This window comes from Nocardioides carbamazepini (assembly GCF_024614185.1).
Classification (GTDB): domain Bacteria; phylum Actinomycetota; class Actinomycetes; order Propionibacteriales; family Nocardioidaceae; genus Nocardioides; species Nocardioides carbamazepini.
This window is the reverse complement of sequence record NZ_JAHTLF010000012.1, coordinates 145,265-164,294: the sequence shown is the minus strand read 5'-3', so window position 1 is coordinate 164,294 and position 19,030 is coordinate 145,265. Positions and strand designations below refer to the sequence as shown.

Sequence of the window (19,030 nt, the reverse complement as noted above, 5' to 3'; positions counted from 1 at the left end):
GGACCGCCATGGGCGCGGGGCACGGGCACCGGCTGCACTTCCACGGACACTCCGTGGTGCACCGCGCTCCGGCCCACCTGAAGATCCTGCTGCTGCTCGGCTTCGTGCTGACGGTCGTCGCCACGCCCCGGGAGTGGTACCCCGTCTTCGGCGGCTATCTGGCGCTCCTGCTCGGTGTGGTGCTCCTGGCACGGGTGCCGCTGACCTACCTGCTGCCGCGGATGGTCGTCGAGGTGCCCTTCCTCCTGTTCGCTGCGCTGATGCCGTTCGTCGCCGAGGGCCCGCGGGTCGCCCTCCCGCTCGGCGGGTGGGAGGTCTCGGTGTCCGAGTCCGGCCTGATGGCCGCCTGGGGCCTGGCGGTCAAGGGCACGCTCGGCGTGCTGGCCTCGCTGACCCTGGCCGCGACCACAGAGCCGACCGACGTGCTCCGTGGCCTGCAACGGCTGCGGCTGCCCGACCTGCTCGTCCAGATCATGGGCTTCATGATCCGCTACCTCGACGTGGTCACCAGCGACCTCGGACGGATGCTCACCGCCATGCGCTCGCGTGGGGTCGACCCCCGGTCACCGCGCCACTGGCCGGCGCTGGCGCGTACGCTCGGGGCGCTGTTCGTGCGGTCCTACGAGAGGGGGGAGCGGGTGCACCTCGCCATGCTGTCCCGCGGGTACGACGGCCGGCTGCCCGGGGACGCGCGATGACGCCCGTCCTGGAGATCCGCGATCTCGCCTTCGCCTATCCCGACGGCCACCAGGCGCTCTTCGGCGTGGACCTCCACGTCCACCAGGGCGAGCGGGTCGCGCTGCTCGGGCCCAACGGTGCCGGAAAGACCACGCTGGTGCTGCACCTCAACGGGATCCTGTCCGGGGAGACCGGCCACGGGGACGGCAGTGTCGCGGTCAGCGGCCTGCCCGTCACGAAGAAGAACCTGCTCGAGATCCGCCGCCGGGTCGGCGTGGTCTTCCAGGACCCCGACGACCAGCTGTTCATGGGCTCGGTCCGTGCCGACGTCGCCTTCGGCCCGGCCAACCTCGGTCTCAAGGGCGCCGCGCTCGAGAAGCGGGTGCTGGACGCGCTCGACCGGGTCGGCATGGCCGACTTCGCCGACCGGCCGCCCCACCACCTCTCCTTCGGCCAGCGCCGCCGGGTCGCGGTCGCGACCGTGCTGGCGATGGAGCCGGAGATCCTGGTGCTCGACGAGCCCAGCTCCAACCTCGACCCCGCCTCGCGTCGCGAGCTCGCCGACATCCTGCGCGACCTGGACGTCACGCTGCTGATGGTCACCCACGACCTGCCCTACGCCCTGGAGCTCTGCCCGCGGGCGGTCGTGCTCAGCGACGGCAGGGTCGTGGCCGACGGGAGGACGTACGACGCGCTCACCGACGAGGCCCTGATGCGTGCCCACCGGTTGGAACTGCCCTGGGGTTTCGACCCACGCACCATCGCGGTTGATAGCCTGCCCCGGTGAGTGAGACTCCCTCTGACATCGAGCGTGAGATCGAGGAGGCGCGCGAGCGCCTCGCGGGCACGATCGACCAGCTGCTCTACCGCTCGCACCCCAAGACGATCGTCAGTCGCGAGGTGGCCCAGGTGAAGGCCCACTTCGTCGACACCGTGACCGGGGAGCCGCGCACCGACAACATCCTCAAGGCCGTCGGTGGCGTCGTCGGCGTGATCGCGCTTTTCGCCGTCCTGCGCAAGATCACCCGCTGAGACCCCGACCAGGGTGAACGCGCACGTGTCCGACAAGACCCCCATCAAGATGCTGCACGACCGCATCCTGTGCGAGGCCGACACCGAGGCCGGCGAGCGCCGCTCCTCCGGGGGCATCGTCATCCCCGCGACCGCCGCGATGGGCGCCCGCCGCCTGGCCTGGTCGCGTGTCGTGGCTGTCGGCCCGCACTGCCGATCCGTCGTCACCGGCGACAAGGTGCTCTACGACCCCGAGGACAAGGCCGAGGTGGAGGTCTCCGGCGACGTGTACGTCGTCATGCGCGAGCGGGACATCCACGCGGTCGCCGCCGAGCGTCTCGGCGACGAGGCAGCGGGCCTCTACCTCTGACAGCCGGCCCGAGCCTGGGGCCTGGTGCGGACGGTCGTCGTACGTGGCAAGTAGCGTCATCCCCACGGGCTCACACAGGACGAGTGGGGAGGGGCCGGGGTGGCCAAGGTACCGGGACGGGACCAGCGCGGACCGATGGAGCGACTCGTGCGCATCGCTGCCGTGCTCCAGGCCTATCCCCAGGCCGGCGTGAGCGCGGCTCGGCTCGACCGGGTCGCCGGGTTCCCCGCGTCGCCGGGGCACGACCAGCTCAAGCGCGAGATCCGGCACCTCGAGCGGCAGGGCTGGCGGATCGAGAACATCGCCCCGGCCGGCTCGCCCGCGGTCTACCGGATGACGACGGTCGACAACCGCCTGCGCGTGCGTCTCACGCTCGGCCAGCAGGCGGCGCTGCGGCGGGCCGTGCTGCTCGCCGACCGCGGCGATCTCGCCCAGCGGCTCGGCCTGACCGACGACATCGGTGCGCCCACGAGAGACCGGTCCGACGCGCCGGTTCCGACGGTCCCGGCCGCGGTGCAGGTGGCCGCGCCGGAGCCGCTGCGCCTGGTCGTCGACGCGGTCCGCGACCAGCGGGTGCTGCGGTTCGGCTACAAGGGCGCGCCGCGCGTCGTCCATCCGGAGTCGGTCCGCAGCCAGAACGGTGTCTGGTACGTGCGCGGCATCGAGGAGGGCGATGTCGCCGATCCCGATCCCGATCCCGAGGGCGCGGTCGTGAAGACGTTCGTCGTCTCCCGGATGCTCGACGTCGAGTCCGACGACCTGCGCAGCGCACGGTCGCTGCCGCCGGTGCGACATCCCGAGCTGCACCCCCTGTCCTGGGAGATCGACCCGCCGGTCGAGGTGACCCTCCGGACGCCGGCCGGCTTCGAGCCCGACGTACGCCGTTGGCTGGGGGAGCCGCTCGCGGTCGAGGCCGACGGCGACGACGTGCTGCTGCGCTACCGGGTCACCCATCGCGCGGCGCTCCATGCGCGGCTGGTCGAGCTCGATGACCGGGTCCGGATCGAGGGCCCTCCCGAGGCACAGGCGGACCTGGTCGCCTTCCTGGCGGCCGCACGAGGCGCGGGGGCCGACCGGTGAGCGACGTCCCGAAGTACGTCACCAGGATCGCCCGGCTGCCCGAGGTGTTCGCCCGGCTCGCGGCCAGCCCCGACGGGCTCGCCCTGCAGGACCTGGCCGACGCCTTCGACACCTCCGTGGCCGAGCTGCGGCAGGACCTGCTGGCGTTCTACACCGCCGACATCGGCGGCGAGTGGCTGCTCTCGCGACCTGAGGTGCTGGAGTTCCTGGGACCCGACGGCGACACCGAGGACCCCGGGACGGCCGACGTCGTCCGGCTCGTCGCGGAGAGCCCGATCGACCTGGGCGTCGAGTACGTCGACGCCGGTGAGCTGGGCCGCGTCCACGCCGCGGCCCAGGCGCTGCTGGAGATCGAGCCGGACAACGTCGAGCTGGCCGAGGCCCTCGACGTACTGGCCGAGACGATGTTCGGTCAGGCCGCCGGCGAGGCGACGACCGACGGCGCCGGCACGGAGTCCCCGGCCGCCGCCCCGAACGGGCTGCTGCCGCGGCTGCGCCGGGCGCAGGGGGAGGGCCGGGTGGTCCGGATCGTGTACTCGCGGGCCTGGGAGCCGGGCGTCACCGAGCGCGAGATCGAGCCCTGGCGGCTGGTGCAGACCCGACGCGGCTGGGAGGTCGATGCCGGGCCGGTCGACGACCAGGGGCGGATCCGCACCTACCTGATCTCCAACATCCGCTCGGTCGAGGTGCTCGACCGCGCCTTCGTCGTCCCCGATGACGTGGACGACCTGCTGGCCCGCCAGCGTGCCACCACGCGCGTGCGGGTGCTGCTGCCGCAGGAGTCCCGCTGGGTGGCGGACTTCTATGCCGAGCAGGTGAGCTTCGTCGAGGACGACGAGCGGGACGTCGTCGTCGACCTCGAGCTGCTCCCGCCGGTCGAGGACCGGATCGGCCGGCTGCTGCTCACCGCCGGCCCGACCGCGACGGTGCTCGACCCGCCCGCGCTCGACAGCGCCGGGGTCGTGCTCGCCGAGGAGCTGCTCCTCCACCACACGTCGCCGCGTCCCGCGTGACGGGCGCCGGTACGATGGCGCCGCAGCTCAGGACGCGGGCTGCCACGGGGGTCGGTCGACCCCACGGCACAGCAGGAGCCCGCATGTCCGACCAGGCCAGCGTCCACGTCACCGTCGACGGCTCGCCCGTCCCCGGCCTCGTCCTGAAGTGGGACCGCCACCGGGCCAACGCGCTGGTCACCTACGAGGCCGACGGCCGCGTCCACACCCAGTGGGTCCCCGCCGACCAGGTCGTCCCGGTCGGGTCCTGAGTCAGCCTCCGTTCGGGGGAGGGTCGGCGAACTGCCGGCTGGCCGTGTCGACGACCTCCTGCGCGATGTCGCGCAGCTTGATGTTGCCGGTGCTGCTCGCGCGCACGAGGAACTGGAAGGCTCGGTCCTCGGGGATCCGGTAGCGCTCCATGATGATCCCGATCGCCGTACCGATCGCCTGGCGCGTCGTCACCGACTCGTTGAGCTGGTGCTCGTGCCTCGCCCGGCCCAGCGCGATCGACGCGTGCGCGGCGAACAGCTCGGCGAGCTGGATCGCGTCGGGATCGATGCCCGGCTCCCAGGAGTAGAAGTTGAGGCCGCCGAGGGTGCTCTGGTCGCTGTAGAGCTGGAGCCCCATCTGGGCGTGGAGGCCGTGACCGGCCGCCTCCTCGACGTAGCGCGGCCAGCGCTGCTCGGTCGCGATGTCCTCCATGACCGTCACGCCGCCGGTGCGGATCGCGTCGTAGCAGGGACCCTCCCCGAGCTTGTACTGGAGCTCGTCGATCTCCCACACCAGCGGGCCGGTCCCCGATCGGGTCTCGATCCGTCGGTTGCCGTGGGTGATCGAGATCCCGACGTGCTCGAAGCCCGGCACCGTCTGCTGCGCCGCGCGGACGATGGCGTCGAGGGTGTCGTCGAGGGAGCGGTGGCTGTTGATGGTCAGGGCCGCTTCGGTCAGGGCCGCGGCGACGCTGCCTTGGTCGTGGAGCATCCGGGGGACACCTCCTGGGGTCGGGCACCAGGTACCCGGCCCACGTCCGTGTCAGACGACCGCGGCCGGGATCGGCGCACCGACCGCTCTCAGGACGTCGACCGCGCCAGGCAGGCGAACCAGCGCTGACCCTGCACGAACGCCGTGCCGCTGGGCGGCAGCACGAACACGTCGTACTCGCCCTTCGGGCGGGTGCCCCCGGTGCCGGCGTCGTAGGCGCGCAGGGTGGCGGCGGTACAGGTGCCCACCGCCTCGGTGTCCGCATCGACGGCGTCCGTGGTGACGTCGGTCGTGTCGTCGGCGAGCTGCCCGACCGCGAAGGTGAACCAGTTGTCGTCGGCGCAGTCGCCCTGCGTGGCGCTCAGGGTCTGGCCCAGCTGCTGGACCCCGCTGTAGCAGGCGCCGAGCTCGGGTGCGCCGGTCAGCGGGTCCACGGCGTTCGTCCGATCCGTCGCGTCCGTCTCGTCCGTCGGGCCAGGCCGGGCTCCGGCGGGTGGGTCGCCGCCGTCCTCCGGGGCGAGCAGCACTCCGCCCAGGCCGCCGATGCCGAGCCCGGCCACCGCGGCGGCGAGGGCGAGCGGCCAGCGTCGACGCGCGGACGTGGCCGGCCGGGACGGCGGAGGCGGCGGCAGGGGGCGGAGCTGGGTGAAGCTGGCCTGCGGGCCACCGACGACGACCCCGCCACTCGCCTCGGCACCGCCCGCCCGGATCTCCCGCAGCGCGTCGTGCAGCTCGCGCGCGGTCCGATACCGGTCGGCGGCGTCGTACGCCGTGGCGACCCGGATCACCCGCATCAGCGCCTCGCTGCCGGGCACCGAGGGGTCGGGGAACTCCGTGCGCAGGCTGGCGAGCACCTGGTCGATCGGGACCGGGCTGCCGTCCCGGGAGCGCCGGGGTGAGGCGCCGGAGATCATGGCGTGCAGGGTCGCGCCCATCGAGAACACGTCGGACTGGGGCGCGGGGGCCGAGAACGAGAAGGCCTCCGGAGAGGCGTAGGCGGGGGTCAGGGCCTCGAGGCTCACGGACGGGTCCTGGCCGGGCTGGGGGAGCGCGGCCAGGCCGAAGTCCGAGAGCCGCGGGGTGCCCCAGGCGTCGATCAGGATGTTGCCGGGCTTGATGTCGCGGTGCAGGATCCCGGCCTCGTGCGCGGCGGCGAGGGCACTGGTGACGGCGAGCCCGACCTCGATCGCCTCCGCCACCCGCATCGGCCCGTTCTGCGTGAGATAGGAGGCCAGGCTGCCGTGGGTGCACAGCTCCATCACGAGGTAGGGCCGGTTGTCCCGGGTGATGCCGACGTCGATCAGCGACACCACGTGGGGGTGGCCGCTGATCCGGCTCACCGCCGTGGCCTCGCGTACGAACCGACGGCGGTTGCTGCCCTCGTCGAGCACCCGGTTGTCGATCTTCACCGCGACGTCGCGGTCCACCGCGAGCTGCCGCCCGCGCCAGACCGTGGCGAAGCCGCCCCGGCCGATCTGCTCGATCAGCTCCACGCCGGGCAGGAGGAGAGCGGGCTGGGTCGGTTCCACGCCGGGCATCGTAGTGAACGCCGGCCCGAGACGACTCGAGGCCCTCGTCCCCGGGGGGAGGAGGGCCTCGATCCTGCTTGGTACGCCATCAGGGACTCGAACCCCGAACCCGCTGATTAAGAGTCAGCTGCTCTGCCAATTGAGCTAATGGCGCATGCGTTGAACGCGAGATGGAACATTACCAGCGTACGCCGAGCCGGGTGAAATCGCCGCCCGTCCCCGGCCTCAGCGGGACTCGAGCGCGGCCCGCGCGGCGTTGTGCCCGCCCAGGCCGGAGACCGCGCCGCCGCGCCGGGCTCCCGATCCGCAGAGGAGCACGGCGCTGTGCCCGGTCTGGACACCCCAGCGCTCGGCCGGTGTCTCGAGCCGGGCGCGGGCCGGGGCCCAGGGCCACTCGAGGTCCCCGTGGAAGATGTGCCCCCCGGGCATCGCGAGGTCCGCCTCGATGTCCTGGGGGATCTTGGCCTCGATGCAGGGCGTGCCGTCGGGGGCGCGCAGCACGACGTCCTCGATCGGGTCCACGAGCACCGCGTCGAGTGACGCGATCGCCCGGCGGACCGCCTCCTCGCGCATGCCGTCGGGGTCGGCGTCGAAGAGACGGGCCGGGGTGTGCAGGCCGAAGTAGGTCAACGTGTGGGTGCCGGGTGGGACGTCGCCGAGGATGCTCGGGTCGGTGAGCGAGTGGCAGTAGACCTCGCCCGGCAGCGGGTCGGGCAGCTCGCCGCGCCGGGCCGCGGCCCAGGCGACCTCGAGGTCGGATGCCGTCTCCGCGAGATGGAGGGTGCCGGCGAAGGCGACCTCCGGGTCGACGCCGGAGCGCAGCCGGGGCAGCCGGGAGAGGAGGAGGTTCACCTTGAGCTGGGCACCCTGGGGCTTGCTGGCGGGGTCCTCCCCCTCACCGAGCAGGATCCGCAGCACCCAGGGCGCGACGTTGGCCAGCACCGACGTCGCCTCGACGGTGTGCTCGCGGGCGCCGTCGTGCCAGCGCACCTCGACCGGGTCGCCCGCCGCGTCGCCCTGCGGGCGGATCGCGCTCACGCCGGCGCCGGTCACGATCTCGGCGCCTGCCTCGGTCGCGGCCCGGGCAAGGGCGTCGGTGACAGCGCCCATCCCGCCGATGGGCACCCGCCACTCGCCCGTCCCGTTGCCGATCAGGTGGTAGAGGAAGCAGCGGTTCTGCACCAGGGACCGGTCGTGGAGTGACGCGAAGGTCCCGATCAGCGCATCGGTGCCCACGACGCCGCGCACCAGGTCGTCGCGGAAGCGGCGCCCGATGGCGACGCCGATCGGCTGCTCGACGACGTCGCGCCAGATCTGTGGGTCGACCTGGGCGCGCAGCGCGGCGTCGGTGGCCAGCGGCTGGGTCAGGGTGGGCGCCACGGCCCGGGCGAGATCAGACACGCCGTCGTAGAACGCGCGCCAGGCGTCGTACTCGTCGTCGTTGCCGGTCAGCTCGCGGAAGGAGGCGCGGGTGGCCTCGCCCTCGGTGCGCTCCACCAGGAGCCCGGTGGGGCGGCCGTCGCGCACCGTGGGGGAGTACGACGCCGTCGAGCGGCTCACGAGGGCGAGGTCGAGCCCGAGGTCGGTGACGATCCGGTCGGGTAGCAGCGACACCAGGTAGGAGTAGCGCGACAGCCGGGTCGGGAAGCCGGGGAACGCCGGGGCCGAGACCGCGGCGCCACCGACGTGGCCGAGCCGTTCGAGCACCAGGACCGAGAGTCCGGCGCGGGCCAGATAGGCCGCCGCGGTCAGGCCGTTGTGGCCGGCGCCGACGATGACGGCGTCGTACTTCCCCCGGGTCATGAGGGGAGCCTAGGGGTGCGGGAATGACTCGTGGTGAGTTATGGTTGACATGGCAACCAATCCGACCAGCCACCTGGAGGTGGATGCGATGCCTGCCATCACCGTCGACGACCTGACCGTCCTGCCGCGTCTCACGACGCCGGGACTCGGCGACCAACCCCGCCCTGTCTGGCAGGTGAGCACCGCGCCGCAGGGCTACGAGGGGGAGGGCTTCCCGGTCCGGCGGGCGTTCGCCGGGATCGACATGTCGCACCTCGACCCGTTCATCATGATGGACCAGATGGGCGAGGTGGAGTACGCGCCCGGTGAGCCCAAGGGCACGCCCTGGCACCCGCACCGCGGCTTCGAGACCGTCACCTACATCATCGACGGCGTCTTCGACCACCAGGACAGCCACGGGGGCGGCGGCAGCATCACCAACGGCGACACCCAGTGGATGACCGCCGGCAGCGGGCTGCTGCACATCGAGACGCCGCCCGAGTGGCTGGTCCAGCAGGGCGGCCTGTTCCACGGCATCCAGCTCTGGGTCAACCTGCCCAAGGCCGACAAGATGAACGACCCGCGCTACCAGGACATCCGCTCCGGGGAGGTCGCGCTGCTCACCACCGACGACGCGGGCGCCCTGGTCCGGGTGATCGCGGGCAGTGTCGACGGGCATGCCGGCCCCGGGTCGACGTACAGCCCGATGGCCCTCGTGCACGCCACGATCGAGCCGGGTGCCCGGCTCGACCTGCCGTGGCAGGTGGAGCACAACGCCCTGGTCTACGTCCTCAACGGCTCCGGCACGGTCGGCGCCACCGAGCCCAGCCCGCTCCACACCGGCCAGACCGCCGTCCTCGGCGGCGGCGACTACCTGACCATCACCGCCGACGGACGGCAGGAGGGCCGCTCGCCGAAGCTCGACGTGATCGTGGTCGGTGGCCGCCCGATCCGCGAGCCGATCGCGTGGGCGGGGCCGTTCGTGATGAACACCAAGGCCGAGGTGATGGCTGCCTACGAGGACTTCCAGAAGGGCCGGTTCGGGCTGCCGATCGGCGGCTGATCGCTAGAGCGGCTTCTCGAAGAACGCCTCGGCGTACGGGTTGTCGTTGTAGCGCGCTATCCGCGTGTAGCCGGCGCGCTCGTACATCGCGATCGCCTCGAGCAGGGTCCCGTTCGTGTCGAGGACGACGCGGCGGTGGCCCTGCCCGGCCGCGAGCGCCTCCAGGTGGCGCAGCATCCGCCCGCCCAGGCCGGCGCCACGCCAGTCGCCGTGCACCCACATCCGCTTGATCTCGGCCGTCCCGTCGTCGAGGACGGGACGGATCCCGCCGTACGCGACCGGTTCGCCGCCCGAGGTCGCGATGACATACGTCGCCCCTGGCTCGGGTGCGTCGGGCCCGCCCGGATCGAACCCGGCGGGGAGGCGGGCGTCGAGCTCGGCGAAGTAGCGCCGGGTCGCCTCCCGGGCCACCGGCGCGTCCGAGGCCACCTCCTCCAGCCGGACCGTCGCCGCCCGCACGAGGATGTCGGCGGTCCGCAGGGCGTCGGCCAGGCGCTCCTGCTGGCGCCCGGTCAGTGGGGCGACCAGCTCGACGGCTCGCCGTTCGGAGCGATGCTCGAGGTCGTCGTACGCGTCCTGGCCGGTGGGCGTGAGCCGGACCAGCCGGCGGCGGCGGTCGGTCTCGTCGGGAACGGTCGTGACCAGGCCGTCGGCCTCGAGCCGGCGCAGCATCCGGGACAGCTGGCCCGAGTCGAGATCGAGCCGGTCGCGCAGCGCGCGCACGGTCGTGCCGGGGGTCTCGCCGACCTCGAACAGCAGCCTCGACACCGCCAGCGGTCTGCCGGTCCCGAGGAAGGAGTCGTCGAGCACCCCGATCCGCTGGGTGTAGGTCCGGTTGAACCGGCGCAGGACGTCCGTGAGCATTCTCTGACTTTAGTCAGATGAAATATCGCTGTCGAGTGGCGTGCTCCGCTTGTTACGGTGCTCCGCCTCTGCCGGACTGCTGAGCCGCAAAGGATGACGACGTGCATGCGCACATGGAGTTCCTCGACCGACTGACGCCGATCCTCCAACGGGACGAGAGGATCGTGGGACTGGGCCTGTCGGGCTCGATGGCCGACGGGACGGCGGACGAGCACTCCGACGTCGACCTCGTCGTCGTCCTCCGTGACGAGGCCTACGACGAGGTGATGGCCGACCGGCTCGGGCTGCTCCGGTCCTGGACGTCGTTCGTCGACGGGTTCACCGGCGAGCACGTCGGCGAGCCGCGGCTGATCATCGCGCTCGTCGGCCCACCGCTGCTCCACGTCGACTTCAAGTTCGTCCGGATCTCCGACGTCGCGGACCGCGTCGGCGACCCGGTCGTCGTCTGGGAGCGCGATGGCACCGTCGCCCGGGCGTTGGCGGCGCAGCCCCCGGCGAGGGAGCGGTACGACGCCCCGTGGGTCGAGGACCGCTTCTGGACCTGGATCCACTACGGCGCGACGAAGCTCGCCCGGGGTGAGCTCTTCGAGGTGATCGGCTTCCTCGGGTTCCTGCGCGAGGTGGTCTACGGTCCGTTGGCCGCGGAGCTCACCGGCACCGGTCCCCGCGGCGTACGTCGCATCGAGGCCTTTGCACCGGACCTTGCGAGCGACCTCCGGTCGACCGTCAGCGGGTACGACGCCGCCGAGGCGGCTGCGGCACTCACCGCCTGCGTCGACATCTACCTGAGTTGGACCGCGCGACTGGCCACGCCTCCGCGCCGTAACGAGTTGGCGGCGCGCCTGGTGGGGGACTTCCTGCGCGGGGTCGTCGGGCAGCTCGAGCGCGACTGAGCGTGGTGCCGGCAGGCGAGTGAGTCGCCGGCGGGTGCCTCGGCCGTCGCGTCCGGAAGGACGAAGAGCATCTGTCGGCCTATGTGCGTCGGTGGAAGCGGATGTCGCCGTTGGGGAGCCGGTCGTGGATATAGGCGTGGTCGTGGATGCGGTGATGGTGGTGGTTGCACAGGCTGATCGCGTCGGCGAGGTCGGTGGATCCACCTTCGGACCAGGGGGTGAGGTGGTGGGCCTCGGTCCACGCGGCGGGGATCGAGCAGCCCTCGGCGCGGCAGTGTCGGTCGCGTAGCCGCAGCGCACGGCGTTGGGCTTTGGTGAACAGTCGCATCCGTCGGCCGAGGTCGAGGACCTCGCTGTTGGCGCCGAGGACGGCGGGGATGATCGAGGCCTGGCAGGCCAGCCGGCGTGCTTCCTGCGCGGAGATGGCTTCTTCGCCGTCGCCGGCGATCACGCCCGCGGACGCGAGGTCGCTCAGCAGTTGGGCGAGGCTGAGGGTCACGAGCACGGTGGTGGCATCGCCGCCGTGCTCGGGGAGCTGGTCGGGGTCGAGGGCTTCGAGCAGGGCGGTCAGGGCGTGGGCGTAGGCGCGGTGCTGTGGCATCCGTTCGCCGATGTCCCCGGTCTCGCCGTTTGTCGATCCACGGTGGAGACGCCGGGGTGAGGTGTAGGCGTGCAGGTAGTGCTGGAGCCGTTGTGTCACCGGGGTGGGCAGGGTTCCGGTGATCCGGGTGCGGCCGTCGCCGAGGTCGCGGAAGCGTAGGGATGCCTTCTGGCGGGCTCGGCGTTCCTCGTCCTCGAGTCGTCGACCGTCCTCGGCCTCGGCGATGTCGGGGGCGACGACTTCCAGGATCCGCTGGCCCAGCCGTTTGAGGTCGCGGGGCGGGTGGTGGGCGGCGTACCCGATCAGCGTCGCCTCGGCCTCGGCTGCCAGCTCGGGACCGAGGTCGGTGGGGAGCTCGTCGACCGCGGTGGTGATGACCCGGGCCTGGGCTGTGGACACGGTCCCGGCGCGCATCCCGGCTGCCACCGCGGGGTGCTGCTCCAACGCCGTGGCGAGGTGCAGGTCGGCGCGGGCGGTGCGGGGGTCGGTCCGGGTCGCGTGGGCCAGCCAGGCCGCCACGTCATGAGCACCGTGCTCGGCGGCGATGTCGTCGCTGGTGGCGAGGATCCGGGCCTTGAGCTCGGCGACCTGGGCCTCGGCCCGGGTGAGGTCGACCAGCGCGGCCTGTTTGTCGGTGACCGACATGAACACCGGCTGCACATCCGCAACCCGGTCCAGCACGTCGCAGACCTCGCTCGCGCACGCCACCACCGGGTGCAACGCGGCGAGTGTGGCGGCGGACATCGGCTGCTCCTTCCGGTGGGCGCGACAACGAGGTCTCGCCTTCCAGGAGGAGCCTCGGCGGCTCAGCGGTCGTAACGCACCTGGCAGGTGCGCGCCCTGTCCTGCAACGCTGGGCCTCAGGTCCCCGGGACCACTCGGAGCATCCCGCCGTACGGCCTGCGCCCATCCTACCCTCGACCGAACAGACGTTCTAACCCGTCGCCCAGGCTGGGGATAACGGGGTTGGGGGCGACGGACTCGGGAACGACGTGCCTTCGCGAGGTCGCCGGGGCGGGAGGGGTCCTGCGCCGACGGGTTCGCCTTCGGAAGAGTCGTCGGCGATTGCGGTCATTCGGCTTCGCTTCTGCGCGCGCCTTGGCAGCTTCGTCGGCCTTCTTGCGGGCTTCCTCGGCTCGGGCCGCTCTGCGATCGGCCCACGCGGCCACGGTGGCCTCGATGTCACGCGGCATGGTGATCAGGGGCGGCCCCGCTGGGAGTTGGTAACGGGCGCGGATGACTCGCTCGTTGAACTGCTCGACCTCGCGGCGCACGGCGAACTCGTTCGAGAGTCGATCGAGCTGCTCGTCCAGCGCGGCGTCATCTTTGCGGAGCTGGATCGACGGCGGCACCATCACGATCCGCTCCCGCCTCATGAGGCTCTTGAACCACCAGTCGGGGTCGTGGTGGTCGGGCAGGTCGAGCGGCTTGCCGCTGCCCGGCAGGTTGTCGAACTCGCCGCGCTCGATCGCCTTGCGTATCCGCATGTCGGCGATCAGCGCGATCGCCACCTCGGTGTCGAACGCGAAGGCGGCGGGGTCGTAGAACGCGAGGGGCGGTCGCGACTCTGGCTCCGTCATCAGCCCTCCTGTCGGCCGGGTCTCCAGTCACCTGTATTATGTCATGTGTATTGGAAACGAGGAGGCACGGTGCCCAAGCAGGTCGATCATCGCGAGCGACGCGAGTCCATCGCCCATGCGCTGTGGACGATCGTCGACCAGCAGGGCTGGGCGCGAGCGACCATGCGCGAGGTCGCCCGCGAAGCGGGGGTGTCGCTGGGACAGCTACAGCACTACTTCTCGTCTCGTGCGGAGATGCTGGCCTTCGCCATCGAGTTCGCCGCCGAGCGGACGTCGCAGCGTGTCGCGCAGGGCATGGCTGTGCTCGACCAGCCTCCGCATCCTCGCGACGTGCTGCGCGTGGTTCTCGTCGAACTTCTCCCTCTTCGACCTGACGCTCGGGCCACGAGTCGTGTGAACGCGGCTTACGTTCTCGAAGCGATGCACGACCCGACGCTGCATCAGCAGGTTGCCGTCGGGCTACGCGACGGCCGCGCGATGGTCGAGCGCCTCGTTCGACAGGCGGTGAGCGACGGGCAGATATCCCCGAACCGCGACCCGGCGATCGAGACGGATCTCATCCTTGCGTTGACCGGCTTCGCGCCGCTCCTGGAGCTCAACGTCGTCGAACCGCAGGCAGCGCTCGCGGCCATCGACCAGCACCTGGACCGACTCTTCGGTCCTGCGTCGTGACGGAACGAGGAGGGCGTGCTCGGCCGAGTCGAGACTGTTCGCGGTGGACCCGGTTGCTTGCGGTCGTGGGCGACCAGTAGTCGTCCGAGACCGTAGAACGGAGAGGCCCAGCCCGGACCGGAGTGATCCTCCGACCGAGGGACTGGGCCTCGCCATCTGGGGTGAGTAACGGGACTTGAACCCGCGACATCCGCGACCACAACGCGGCGCTCTACCAGCTGAGCTATACCCACCATGGCTCTCGAAGAGCCGGGGACGAGTGTAGAGGCAATCGGTCCCGAACGAGGAATCGGTAGGCGATCAGGCGGTGCCGAGGCCGGTGATCGAGCCACCGTGGCGCGCCGCGGCCTCCTTGGCGGCGTCGGAGTCCGGGCCGGGGAGCGGCACGAAGACCGTGTCGCGGTAGTAACGCAGCTCCTCGATGCTCTCCTGGATGTCGGCCAGGGCGCGGTGGTTGCCGCGCTTGGTGGGGGCGTTGAAGTACGCGCGCGGGAACCAGCGCCTCGACAGCTCCTTGATCGAGGAGACGTCGACGATCCGGTAGTGCAGGAAGGCGTCCAGCACCGCCATGTCTCGGGCCACGAAGCCGCGGTCGGTCGCCACCGAGTTGCCGGCGAGCGGCGGCCGGCTGTCGGGCGGGCAGTGCTGGCGCAGGTAGTCCATCACCTGCTCCTCGGCCTCCTGCAGCGTCACGCCCTGCTCGAGCTCGGCGAGCAGGCCCGAGGACTCGTGCATGGTGCGGACGAACTCGATCATCTGGTCCAGCGCCTCCGCGGGCGGCTTGATGATGACGTCGACGCCGTCGCCGAGCACGTTGAGGTCGAAGTCCGTCACCAGCGCCGCGACCTCGATGAGCGCGTCCGCTCCGAGGTCGAGGCCGGTCATCTCACAGTCGATCCAGACCAGTCGTTCGTTCACGAGCCTGCACCCTACGCCGTACGCCGTCGCACTGTCGGGTTCTGGGCGCCGGGTTCTCAGGAGCCGCTCAGCGGGGCCGGTTAGCCTCGCCGCCATGAGAGGGACACTGGCCTGGGTGGGTCTGGCCGCCCGGCTGGTGACCGGTGGCGTGTGGATCGTCGCCGGTGCGCTGAAGATCACCGAGCCGGACGCGAGCATCGCGGCCGTGCGGGCCTACCAGCTGCTGCCGTCCTCGGTGGCCGAGGTCGTGGGCATCGCGCTGCCCTCGGTCGAGCTGGTCGTCGGCCTGGCGCTGGTACTGGGCGTGTTCGCGCGGGGCGCGGCGATCGTGTCCGCCGTGCTGTTCGCGGCGTTCATCGTCGGCATCGCGTCGGTGTGGGCGCGTGGCATCGAGATCGACTGCGGCTGCTTCGGTGGTGGCGGGGCGAAGGCCGGCGCCGCGTCGGCGTACCCCTGGGAGATCGCCCGTGACGTGGCGCTCCTCGCCGCCTCCCTCCTCGTCGCGTTCGTACGACGGACCCGACTGTCCCTCGATTCCCTACTGTTCAACCCGGGGCCCGATGAGCGGGCCACCGTCACCGAAGGAGCCGTGCACTGATGTCGTCGAACTCGAAGGCCAAGGTCCGGGCGGAGAAGGCCGCCGCGGAGCGGGCCGCGCAGGCCCAGCGCGAGAGCCGGCGCCGGATCATCACCATCGGGGCCGTGCTCGGCGTCATGGTGCTCATCGTGGGCGGTTCGATCCTCGTCAGCGTCCTCAACAAGGAGGAGGTCAAGGCGGTGGGTGCCGGGTCCAGCGACTACGGCGTGACCATCGGCGACGCGGACGCACCGCACTCGGTCATCGTCTACGAGGACTTCCTGTGTCCCTTCTGTGGGCAGCTCGAGACCGCGACGCGCGCCGACTTCGAGCGGCTCGCGGCCGACGGCAAGGTGTTCGTCGAGTACCGCCCGTTCGACCTGCTCAGCCAGAGCTTCGGCGACTACCCGATCCGCGCGGCGAGCGCCTTCGCCCTGGTGCTGGAGAAGTCCGGCCCCGAGGTCGCGAAGAAGTTCCACGACCTGCTCTACGAGAACCAGCCCTCCGAGGAGGAGCCGGACTCGGTGACCGACGACGACCTGGTCGACCTGGCCGTCGAGGCGGGCGCGACCGAGGCCGACGTCCGTGAGGGCATCGAGGGCGTCTCCCACAAGGACTGGGTGACCAAGGCGACTGCCGAGGCCGACAAGGCCGGCATCCAGGGGACGCCCACGGTCCTGCTCGACGGCGAGGTCTACCAGGACGGACGCACGATCCAGGACCTCGCCGAGAACCTGGTCGCGGAACTCGAGTGACCGGGGTGCGGCCGACTGGCAGGATCGCCCCGTGCTGAGCAACTTCGTGGCGGGCCTGCCGAAGGCCGAGCTCCACGTCCACCACGTCGGCTCCGCGTCGCCGCGGATCGTGTCCGAGCTGGCCGAGCGCCACCCGGGCACGGTCCCGTCCGACCCGGACCTGCTGCGGGACTTCTTCGCCTTCCGCGACTTCGCCCACTTCATCGAGGTCTACCTCACCGTCGTCGACCTGGTCCGCACGCCCGAGGACGTCCGGTACCTCACCTACGAGGTCGCCCGCGAGCTGCACGAGGGCCAGTCCGTCCGGTACGCCGAGCTCACCTGCACGCCGTACACCTCGGTGCTGCCCGACGACCCCGCCCGTGGCATGCCGATCGAGGCGTACACCGAGGCGATCGAGGACGCCCGGGTCGCCGCCGAGCGCGACTTCGGCCTGGTGCTGCGCTGGATCTACGACATCCCGGGGGAGTCTGGTGTCCCGGCGGCCGACGCCACCCTCGGGTTCGCGCTCGACCACGCCCCCGAGGGGCTGGTGGCGTTCGGCCTCGGCGGCCCGGAGATCGGGGTGCCGCGCGAGCAGTTCGCCCCGCACTTCGCGGCAGCCCGTGCGGCCGGGCTGCGCTCGGTGCCGCACGCCGGCGAGACGACCGGGCCCGAGACGATCTGGACCTCGCTGCGTGAGCTCGGCGCCGAGCGGATCGGGCACGGCACGTCGGCCGCGCAGGACCCGGCCCTGCTCGCCCACCTCGCCGAGCGCCGGATCCCGCTCGAGGTCTGCCCGTCGTCCAATGTCGCCACCCGCGCGGTCGCCTCGCTCGCCGAGCACCCGCTGCCGATCTTCGTGGACGCGGGGGTCGTGGTGACGATCAACTCCGACGACCCGCCGATGTTCGGGACCACGCTCAACCGGGAGTACGAGATCGCAGCCGAGCTGCTCGGCCTCGACGAGGCCGGACTGGCCGACCTGGCCCGCGCCGGCGTGGACGCGTCGTTCGCCCCGGACGACGTCAGGGCCCGGCTGCGGGCCGAGATCGCGGCGTACGCCCGCTAGAAGGGCCGTTGGGAAAGCGTCAGCCCCACGGGGCTCATACCTCCCGCGGGGCTGTCACCGTTGTACGGCGTGCGCCGGGTCAGGCGTGGGAGGCGCGCCGCAGTCGGCGGGCTGCGGCGTAGGACTGCTCGCGCAGCCGTTCGACCCAGGCGTACTGCGCCAGCCCCGGCAGCGGGTTGACCACCGGGTCGAACGACACCTCGGTCTCCTCCGGCAGCGGCATCTCCAAGGTGAGGTCGCCGAGCGGGTGCCACTCGCGGCCCACGGCGGCCCAGCACAGCTCGTAGCCCCGGACGTCGACGGGCCGGGCGCCGATGACCAGGGGGCCGATGGGGCTGCGGTAGGGGAGCAGGGTCGTCAGCGGCCAGTGCGCGTTCCACGCCGGCATCAGCAGGTGCCGGGTGATCGGGTCCCAGCCGGTGCTCGCGAGCAGCAGGTCGGCGTACCGGGTCTGGCCCTTGCGCAGGCGCAGCGCCAGGCCGTGCACGTCGGGGACGGGTCCGGGCAGGCCGAGGGCACGGGAGATCCGGACGATCACCTCGTCCTCCCCGCCCTGGTCGATCCACGGCACGCCGATCGGCCGGCCCGATCCGGGGCGGGCCAACCGGCCGGCGTACATCTCGCCGTCGGGGTGGAGGGGCTTGTCGGGGTGTCGGACCGCGGCGACGCCACGGGTGACCGTCGCCAGGGCGCGTCCGGCGAGGTCGGCTGCGGTGGTGATCACGGGGTTGGCCATGGCCCCGTGGTACCCCGGTCAGGCGCTGTGCAGCCGGGCCGGGGGCAGTGCGCGGGCGCGCCAGCGGCCGGCGTCGTGGTCGACCTCGATCGGGTGCTCGAAGGTGCGGGTGATGGTCTCGGTCGTGACCGCCTCGGCGACCGGGCCGGCGATGACGACCCGACCGTGCGCGAGCAGCAGCGCGTGGGACGTGCTCGTCGGCAGCTCCTCGAGGTGGTGGGTGACCAGCACCGACGCGACCTCCGGCGCCGTGTGGGCCAGCCGGTCGAGCACCGAGAGCAGCTGCTCGCGGGCGGCGACGTCGAGGCCGGTCGTCGGCTCGTCGAGGAGCAGCAGCTCGGGCTGGGCGATGAGGGCCCGCGCGATCAGCGTCCGGCCGCGCTCGCCCTGGGAGAGGTTGGGCCAGCGGGCGTCGCGCCGATGGGTGAGGCCGACCTCGGCGATCAGCTCGTCGGCGGTCCGCATCTGCTCCTCGGTGGCGGACCAGCGCATCGGCAGCTCGATGGTGCCGGTGATCCCCGTGAGTACCACCTGGTGGACGCTCAGTCCGGACTGGAGCGGGTGGCGCGGGTTGACATGGCCGATGTGGCGGCGCAGCTCCTGCAGCTCGACCCGGCCCAGCCGCTTGCCGAGGACGTCGACCGTGCCGGAGGTCGGGTGGACCTGGGCGCTGCAGAACCCGAGCAGCGTGCTCTTCCCGGCGCCGTTGGGGCCGAGCAGCGCCCAGTGCTCGCCGGCCCGCACCGTGAGATCCACGCCGTGGAGGATCTCGTTGCCTCCGCGGCGGAAGACGACGTCGTGCAGGTCGAGGACGGTCGGGCTCATGTCAGGCGGTTCCTTGCTTGTCTGCGCTTGTCTACTTGTCTGAGGAGTGGCTAGAGTCTAGGCCATGCG

The 19,030-nt window shown here is 71.9% G+C and carries 22 protein-coding genes and 2 tRNA genes; 13 read left to right on the top strand and 11 right to left on the bottom strand.

Going from position 1 to position 19,030, the window contains the following annotated elements; all coding sequences use genetic code 11:
• Positions 1 to 8: 8 nt before the first annotated feature.
• The 7 genes from cbiQ (at position 9) to KVF89_RS06230 (ending at position 4,403) form a co-directional block, all read left to right on the top strand.
• Positions 9 to 698 (top strand): cobalt ECF transporter T component CbiQ, encoded by a 690-nt coding sequence (gene cbiQ, locus KVF89_RS06260; RefSeq protein ID WP_257424338.1) that lies wholly within the window; start codon positions 9 to 11, stop codon positions 696 to 698.
• Positions 695 to 1,465, top strand: a complete 771-nt coding sequence (locus KVF89_RS06255; RefSeq protein WP_257424335.1) for an energy-coupling factor ABC transporter ATP-binding protein — start codon at positions 695 to 697, stop codon at positions 1,463 to 1,465. Before cbiQ ends, KVF89_RS06255 begins: the two co-directional genes overlap by 4 nt.
• Positions 1,462 to 1,710 carry a DUF3618 domain-containing protein gene (locus KVF89_RS06250; protein ID WP_257424334.1) on the top strand — a complete coding sequence of 83 codons (249 nt, stop codon included), beginning with the start codon at positions 1,462 to 1,464 and terminating at the stop codon, positions 1,708 to 1,710. The genes KVF89_RS06255 and KVF89_RS06250 overlap by 4 nt, the downstream gene beginning before the upstream one ends.
• A gap of 25 nt (positions 1,711 to 1,735) precedes the next feature.
• Positions 1,736 to 2,059, top strand: coding sequence for a GroES family chaperonin (locus KVF89_RS06245; RefSeq protein ID WP_257424332.1), 324 nt, complete (start codon positions 1,736 to 1,738; stop codon positions 2,057 to 2,059).
• 147 nt (positions 2,060 to 2,206) lie between these two features.
• Entirely contained in the window at positions 2,207 to 3,139 is a 933-nt protein-coding gene (locus KVF89_RS06240) for a WYL domain-containing protein (RefSeq protein ID WP_257424330.1), read from the top strand.
• A complete protein-coding gene (locus tag KVF89_RS30370; protein WP_257424328.1) occupies positions 3,136 to 4,152 on the top strand; it encodes a helix-turn-helix transcriptional regulator in 1,017 nt (338 codons plus the stop codon). Before KVF89_RS06240 ends, KVF89_RS30370 begins: the two co-directional genes overlap by 4 nt.
• 83 nt (positions 4,153 to 4,235) lie before the next feature.
• Positions 4,236 to 4,403 (top strand): hypothetical protein, encoded by a 168-nt coding sequence (locus KVF89_RS06230; RefSeq protein ID WP_257424326.1) that lies wholly within the window; start codon positions 4,236 to 4,238, stop codon positions 4,401 to 4,403.
• Between the two features lies 1 nt (position 4,404).
• On the opposite strand, the gene KVF89_RS06225 is transcribed toward KVF89_RS06230, so the two are convergent.
• The 4 genes from KVF89_RS06225 to KVF89_RS06210 form a co-directional block, all read right to left on the bottom strand.
• A complete protein-coding gene (locus KVF89_RS06225) occupies positions 4,405 to 5,115 on the bottom strand; it encodes a GAF and ANTAR domain-containing protein (RefSeq protein WP_257424325.1) in 711 nt (236 codons plus the stop codon).
• Between the two features lie 89 nt (positions 5,116 to 5,204).
• Positions 5,205 to 6,644, bottom strand: coding sequence for a serine/threonine-protein kinase (locus KVF89_RS06220; RefSeq protein WP_257424324.1), 1,440 nt, complete (start codon positions 6,642 to 6,644; stop codon positions 5,205 to 5,207).
• A gap of 78 nt (positions 6,645 to 6,722) precedes the next feature.
• Positions 6,723 to 6,798, bottom strand: a tRNA-Lys gene (locus KVF89_RS06215).
• Between the two features lie 71 nt (positions 6,799 to 6,869).
• Positions 6,870 to 8,447 (bottom strand): phytoene desaturase family protein, encoded by a 1,578-nt coding sequence (locus KVF89_RS06210; protein WP_257424322.1) that lies wholly within the window; start codon positions 8,445 to 8,447, stop codon positions 6,870 to 6,872.
• Positions 8,448 to 8,535: 88 nt separating this feature from the next.
• Between KVF89_RS06210 and KVF89_RS06205 the strand changes: the two genes are divergently transcribed.
• Positions 8,536 to 9,489: a pirin family protein gene (locus tag KVF89_RS06205; RefSeq protein ID WP_257424320.1), complete on the top strand. Its 954-nt coding sequence runs from the start codon at positions 8,536 to 8,538 to the stop codon at positions 9,487 to 9,489.
• A gap of 3 nt (positions 9,490 to 9,492) precedes the next feature.
• On the opposite strand, the gene KVF89_RS06200 is transcribed toward KVF89_RS06205, so the two are convergent.
• A complete protein-coding gene (locus KVF89_RS06200; RefSeq protein WP_257424318.1) occupies positions 9,493 to 10,353 on the bottom strand; it encodes a bifunctional helix-turn-helix transcriptional regulator/GNAT family N-acetyltransferase in 861 nt (286 codons plus the stop codon).
• Between the two features lie 101 nt (positions 10,354 to 10,454).
• Between KVF89_RS06200 and KVF89_RS06195 the strand changes: the two genes are divergently transcribed.
• Complete coding sequence (locus KVF89_RS06195; protein ID WP_257424316.1) at positions 10,455 to 11,246, top strand: nucleotidyltransferase domain-containing protein; 792 nt, start codon at positions 10,455 to 10,457, stop codon at positions 11,244 to 11,246.
• A 79-nt stretch (positions 11,247 to 11,325) separates the two neighbouring features.
• Here KVF89_RS06195 and KVF89_RS06190 read toward each other — a convergent pair whose 3' ends face one another.
• A complete protein-coding gene (locus KVF89_RS06190) occupies positions 11,326 to 12,591 on the bottom strand; it encodes an HNH endonuclease signature motif containing protein (RefSeq protein WP_257424313.1) in 1,266 nt (421 codons plus the stop codon).
• A gap of 167 nt (positions 12,592 to 12,758) precedes the next feature.
• A complete protein-coding gene (locus tag KVF89_RS06185; protein ID WP_257424311.1) occupies positions 12,759 to 13,427 on the bottom strand; it encodes a DnaJ family domain-containing protein in 669 nt (222 codons plus the stop codon).
• 69 nt (positions 13,428 to 13,496) lie between these two features.
• On the opposite strand from KVF89_RS06185, the gene KVF89_RS06180 reads away from it, so the two are divergent.
• Positions 13,497 to 14,099, top strand: a complete 603-nt coding sequence (locus KVF89_RS06180; protein WP_257424310.1) for a TetR/AcrR family transcriptional regulator — start codon at positions 13,497 to 13,499, stop codon at positions 14,097 to 14,099.
• Positions 14,100 to 14,256: 157 nt separating this feature from the next.
• Here KVF89_RS06180 and KVF89_RS06175 read toward each other — a convergent pair.
• Together KVF89_RS06175 and orn are read right to left on the bottom strand one after the other, a co-directional pair.
• A tRNA-His gene (locus KVF89_RS06175) sits at positions 14,257 to 14,332 on the bottom strand.
• Positions 14,333 to 14,399: 67 nt separating this feature from the next.
• On the bottom strand, positions 14,400 to 15,017 hold the full coding sequence (orn, locus tag KVF89_RS06170) for an oligoribonuclease (RefSeq protein ID WP_257424308.1): 618 nt from the start codon (positions 15,015 to 15,017) through the stop codon (positions 14,400 to 14,402).
• A 94-nt stretch (positions 15,018 to 15,111) separates the two neighbouring features.
• On the opposite strand from orn, the gene KVF89_RS06165 reads away from it, so the two are divergent.
• Genes KVF89_RS06165 through KVF89_RS06155 form a run of 3 tightly spaced genes read left to right on the top strand, consistent with a single transcriptional unit; the run spans position 15,112 to position 17,400 of the window.
• On the top strand, positions 15,112 to 15,615 hold the full coding sequence (locus KVF89_RS06165) for a MauE/DoxX family redox-associated membrane protein (protein ID WP_257424306.1): 504 nt from the start codon (positions 15,112 to 15,114) through the stop codon (positions 15,613 to 15,615).
• A complete protein-coding gene (locus KVF89_RS06160) occupies positions 15,615 to 16,349 on the top strand; it encodes a DsbA family protein (RefSeq protein WP_257424304.1) in 735 nt (244 codons plus the stop codon). Before KVF89_RS06165 ends, KVF89_RS06160 begins: the two co-directional genes overlap by 1 nt.
• 31 nt (positions 16,350 to 16,380) lie before the next feature.
• Positions 16,381 to 17,400: an adenosine deaminase gene (locus KVF89_RS06155; protein WP_257424301.1), complete on the top strand. Its 1,020-nt coding sequence runs from the start codon at positions 16,381 to 16,383 to the stop codon at positions 17,398 to 17,400.
• A gap of 79 nt (positions 17,401 to 17,479) precedes the next feature.
• Here KVF89_RS06155 and KVF89_RS06150 read toward each other — a convergent pair whose 3' ends face one another.
• Both KVF89_RS06150 and KVF89_RS06145 read right to left on the bottom strand, forming a co-directional pair.
• The gene (locus KVF89_RS06150) at positions 17,480 to 18,136 is read right to left on the bottom strand and encodes a hypothetical protein (RefSeq protein WP_257424300.1); all 657 of its coding nucleotides are present in this window, start codon (positions 18,134 to 18,136) and stop codon (positions 17,480 to 17,482) included.
• Positions 18,137 to 18,154: 18 nt separating this feature from the next.
• The gene (locus KVF89_RS06145) at positions 18,155 to 18,961 is read right to left on the bottom strand and encodes an ABC transporter ATP-binding protein (RefSeq protein ID WP_257424298.1); all 807 of its coding nucleotides are present in this window, start codon (positions 18,959 to 18,961) and stop codon (positions 18,155 to 18,157) included.
• Between the last annotated feature and the right edge of the window lie 69 nt (positions 18,962 to 19,030).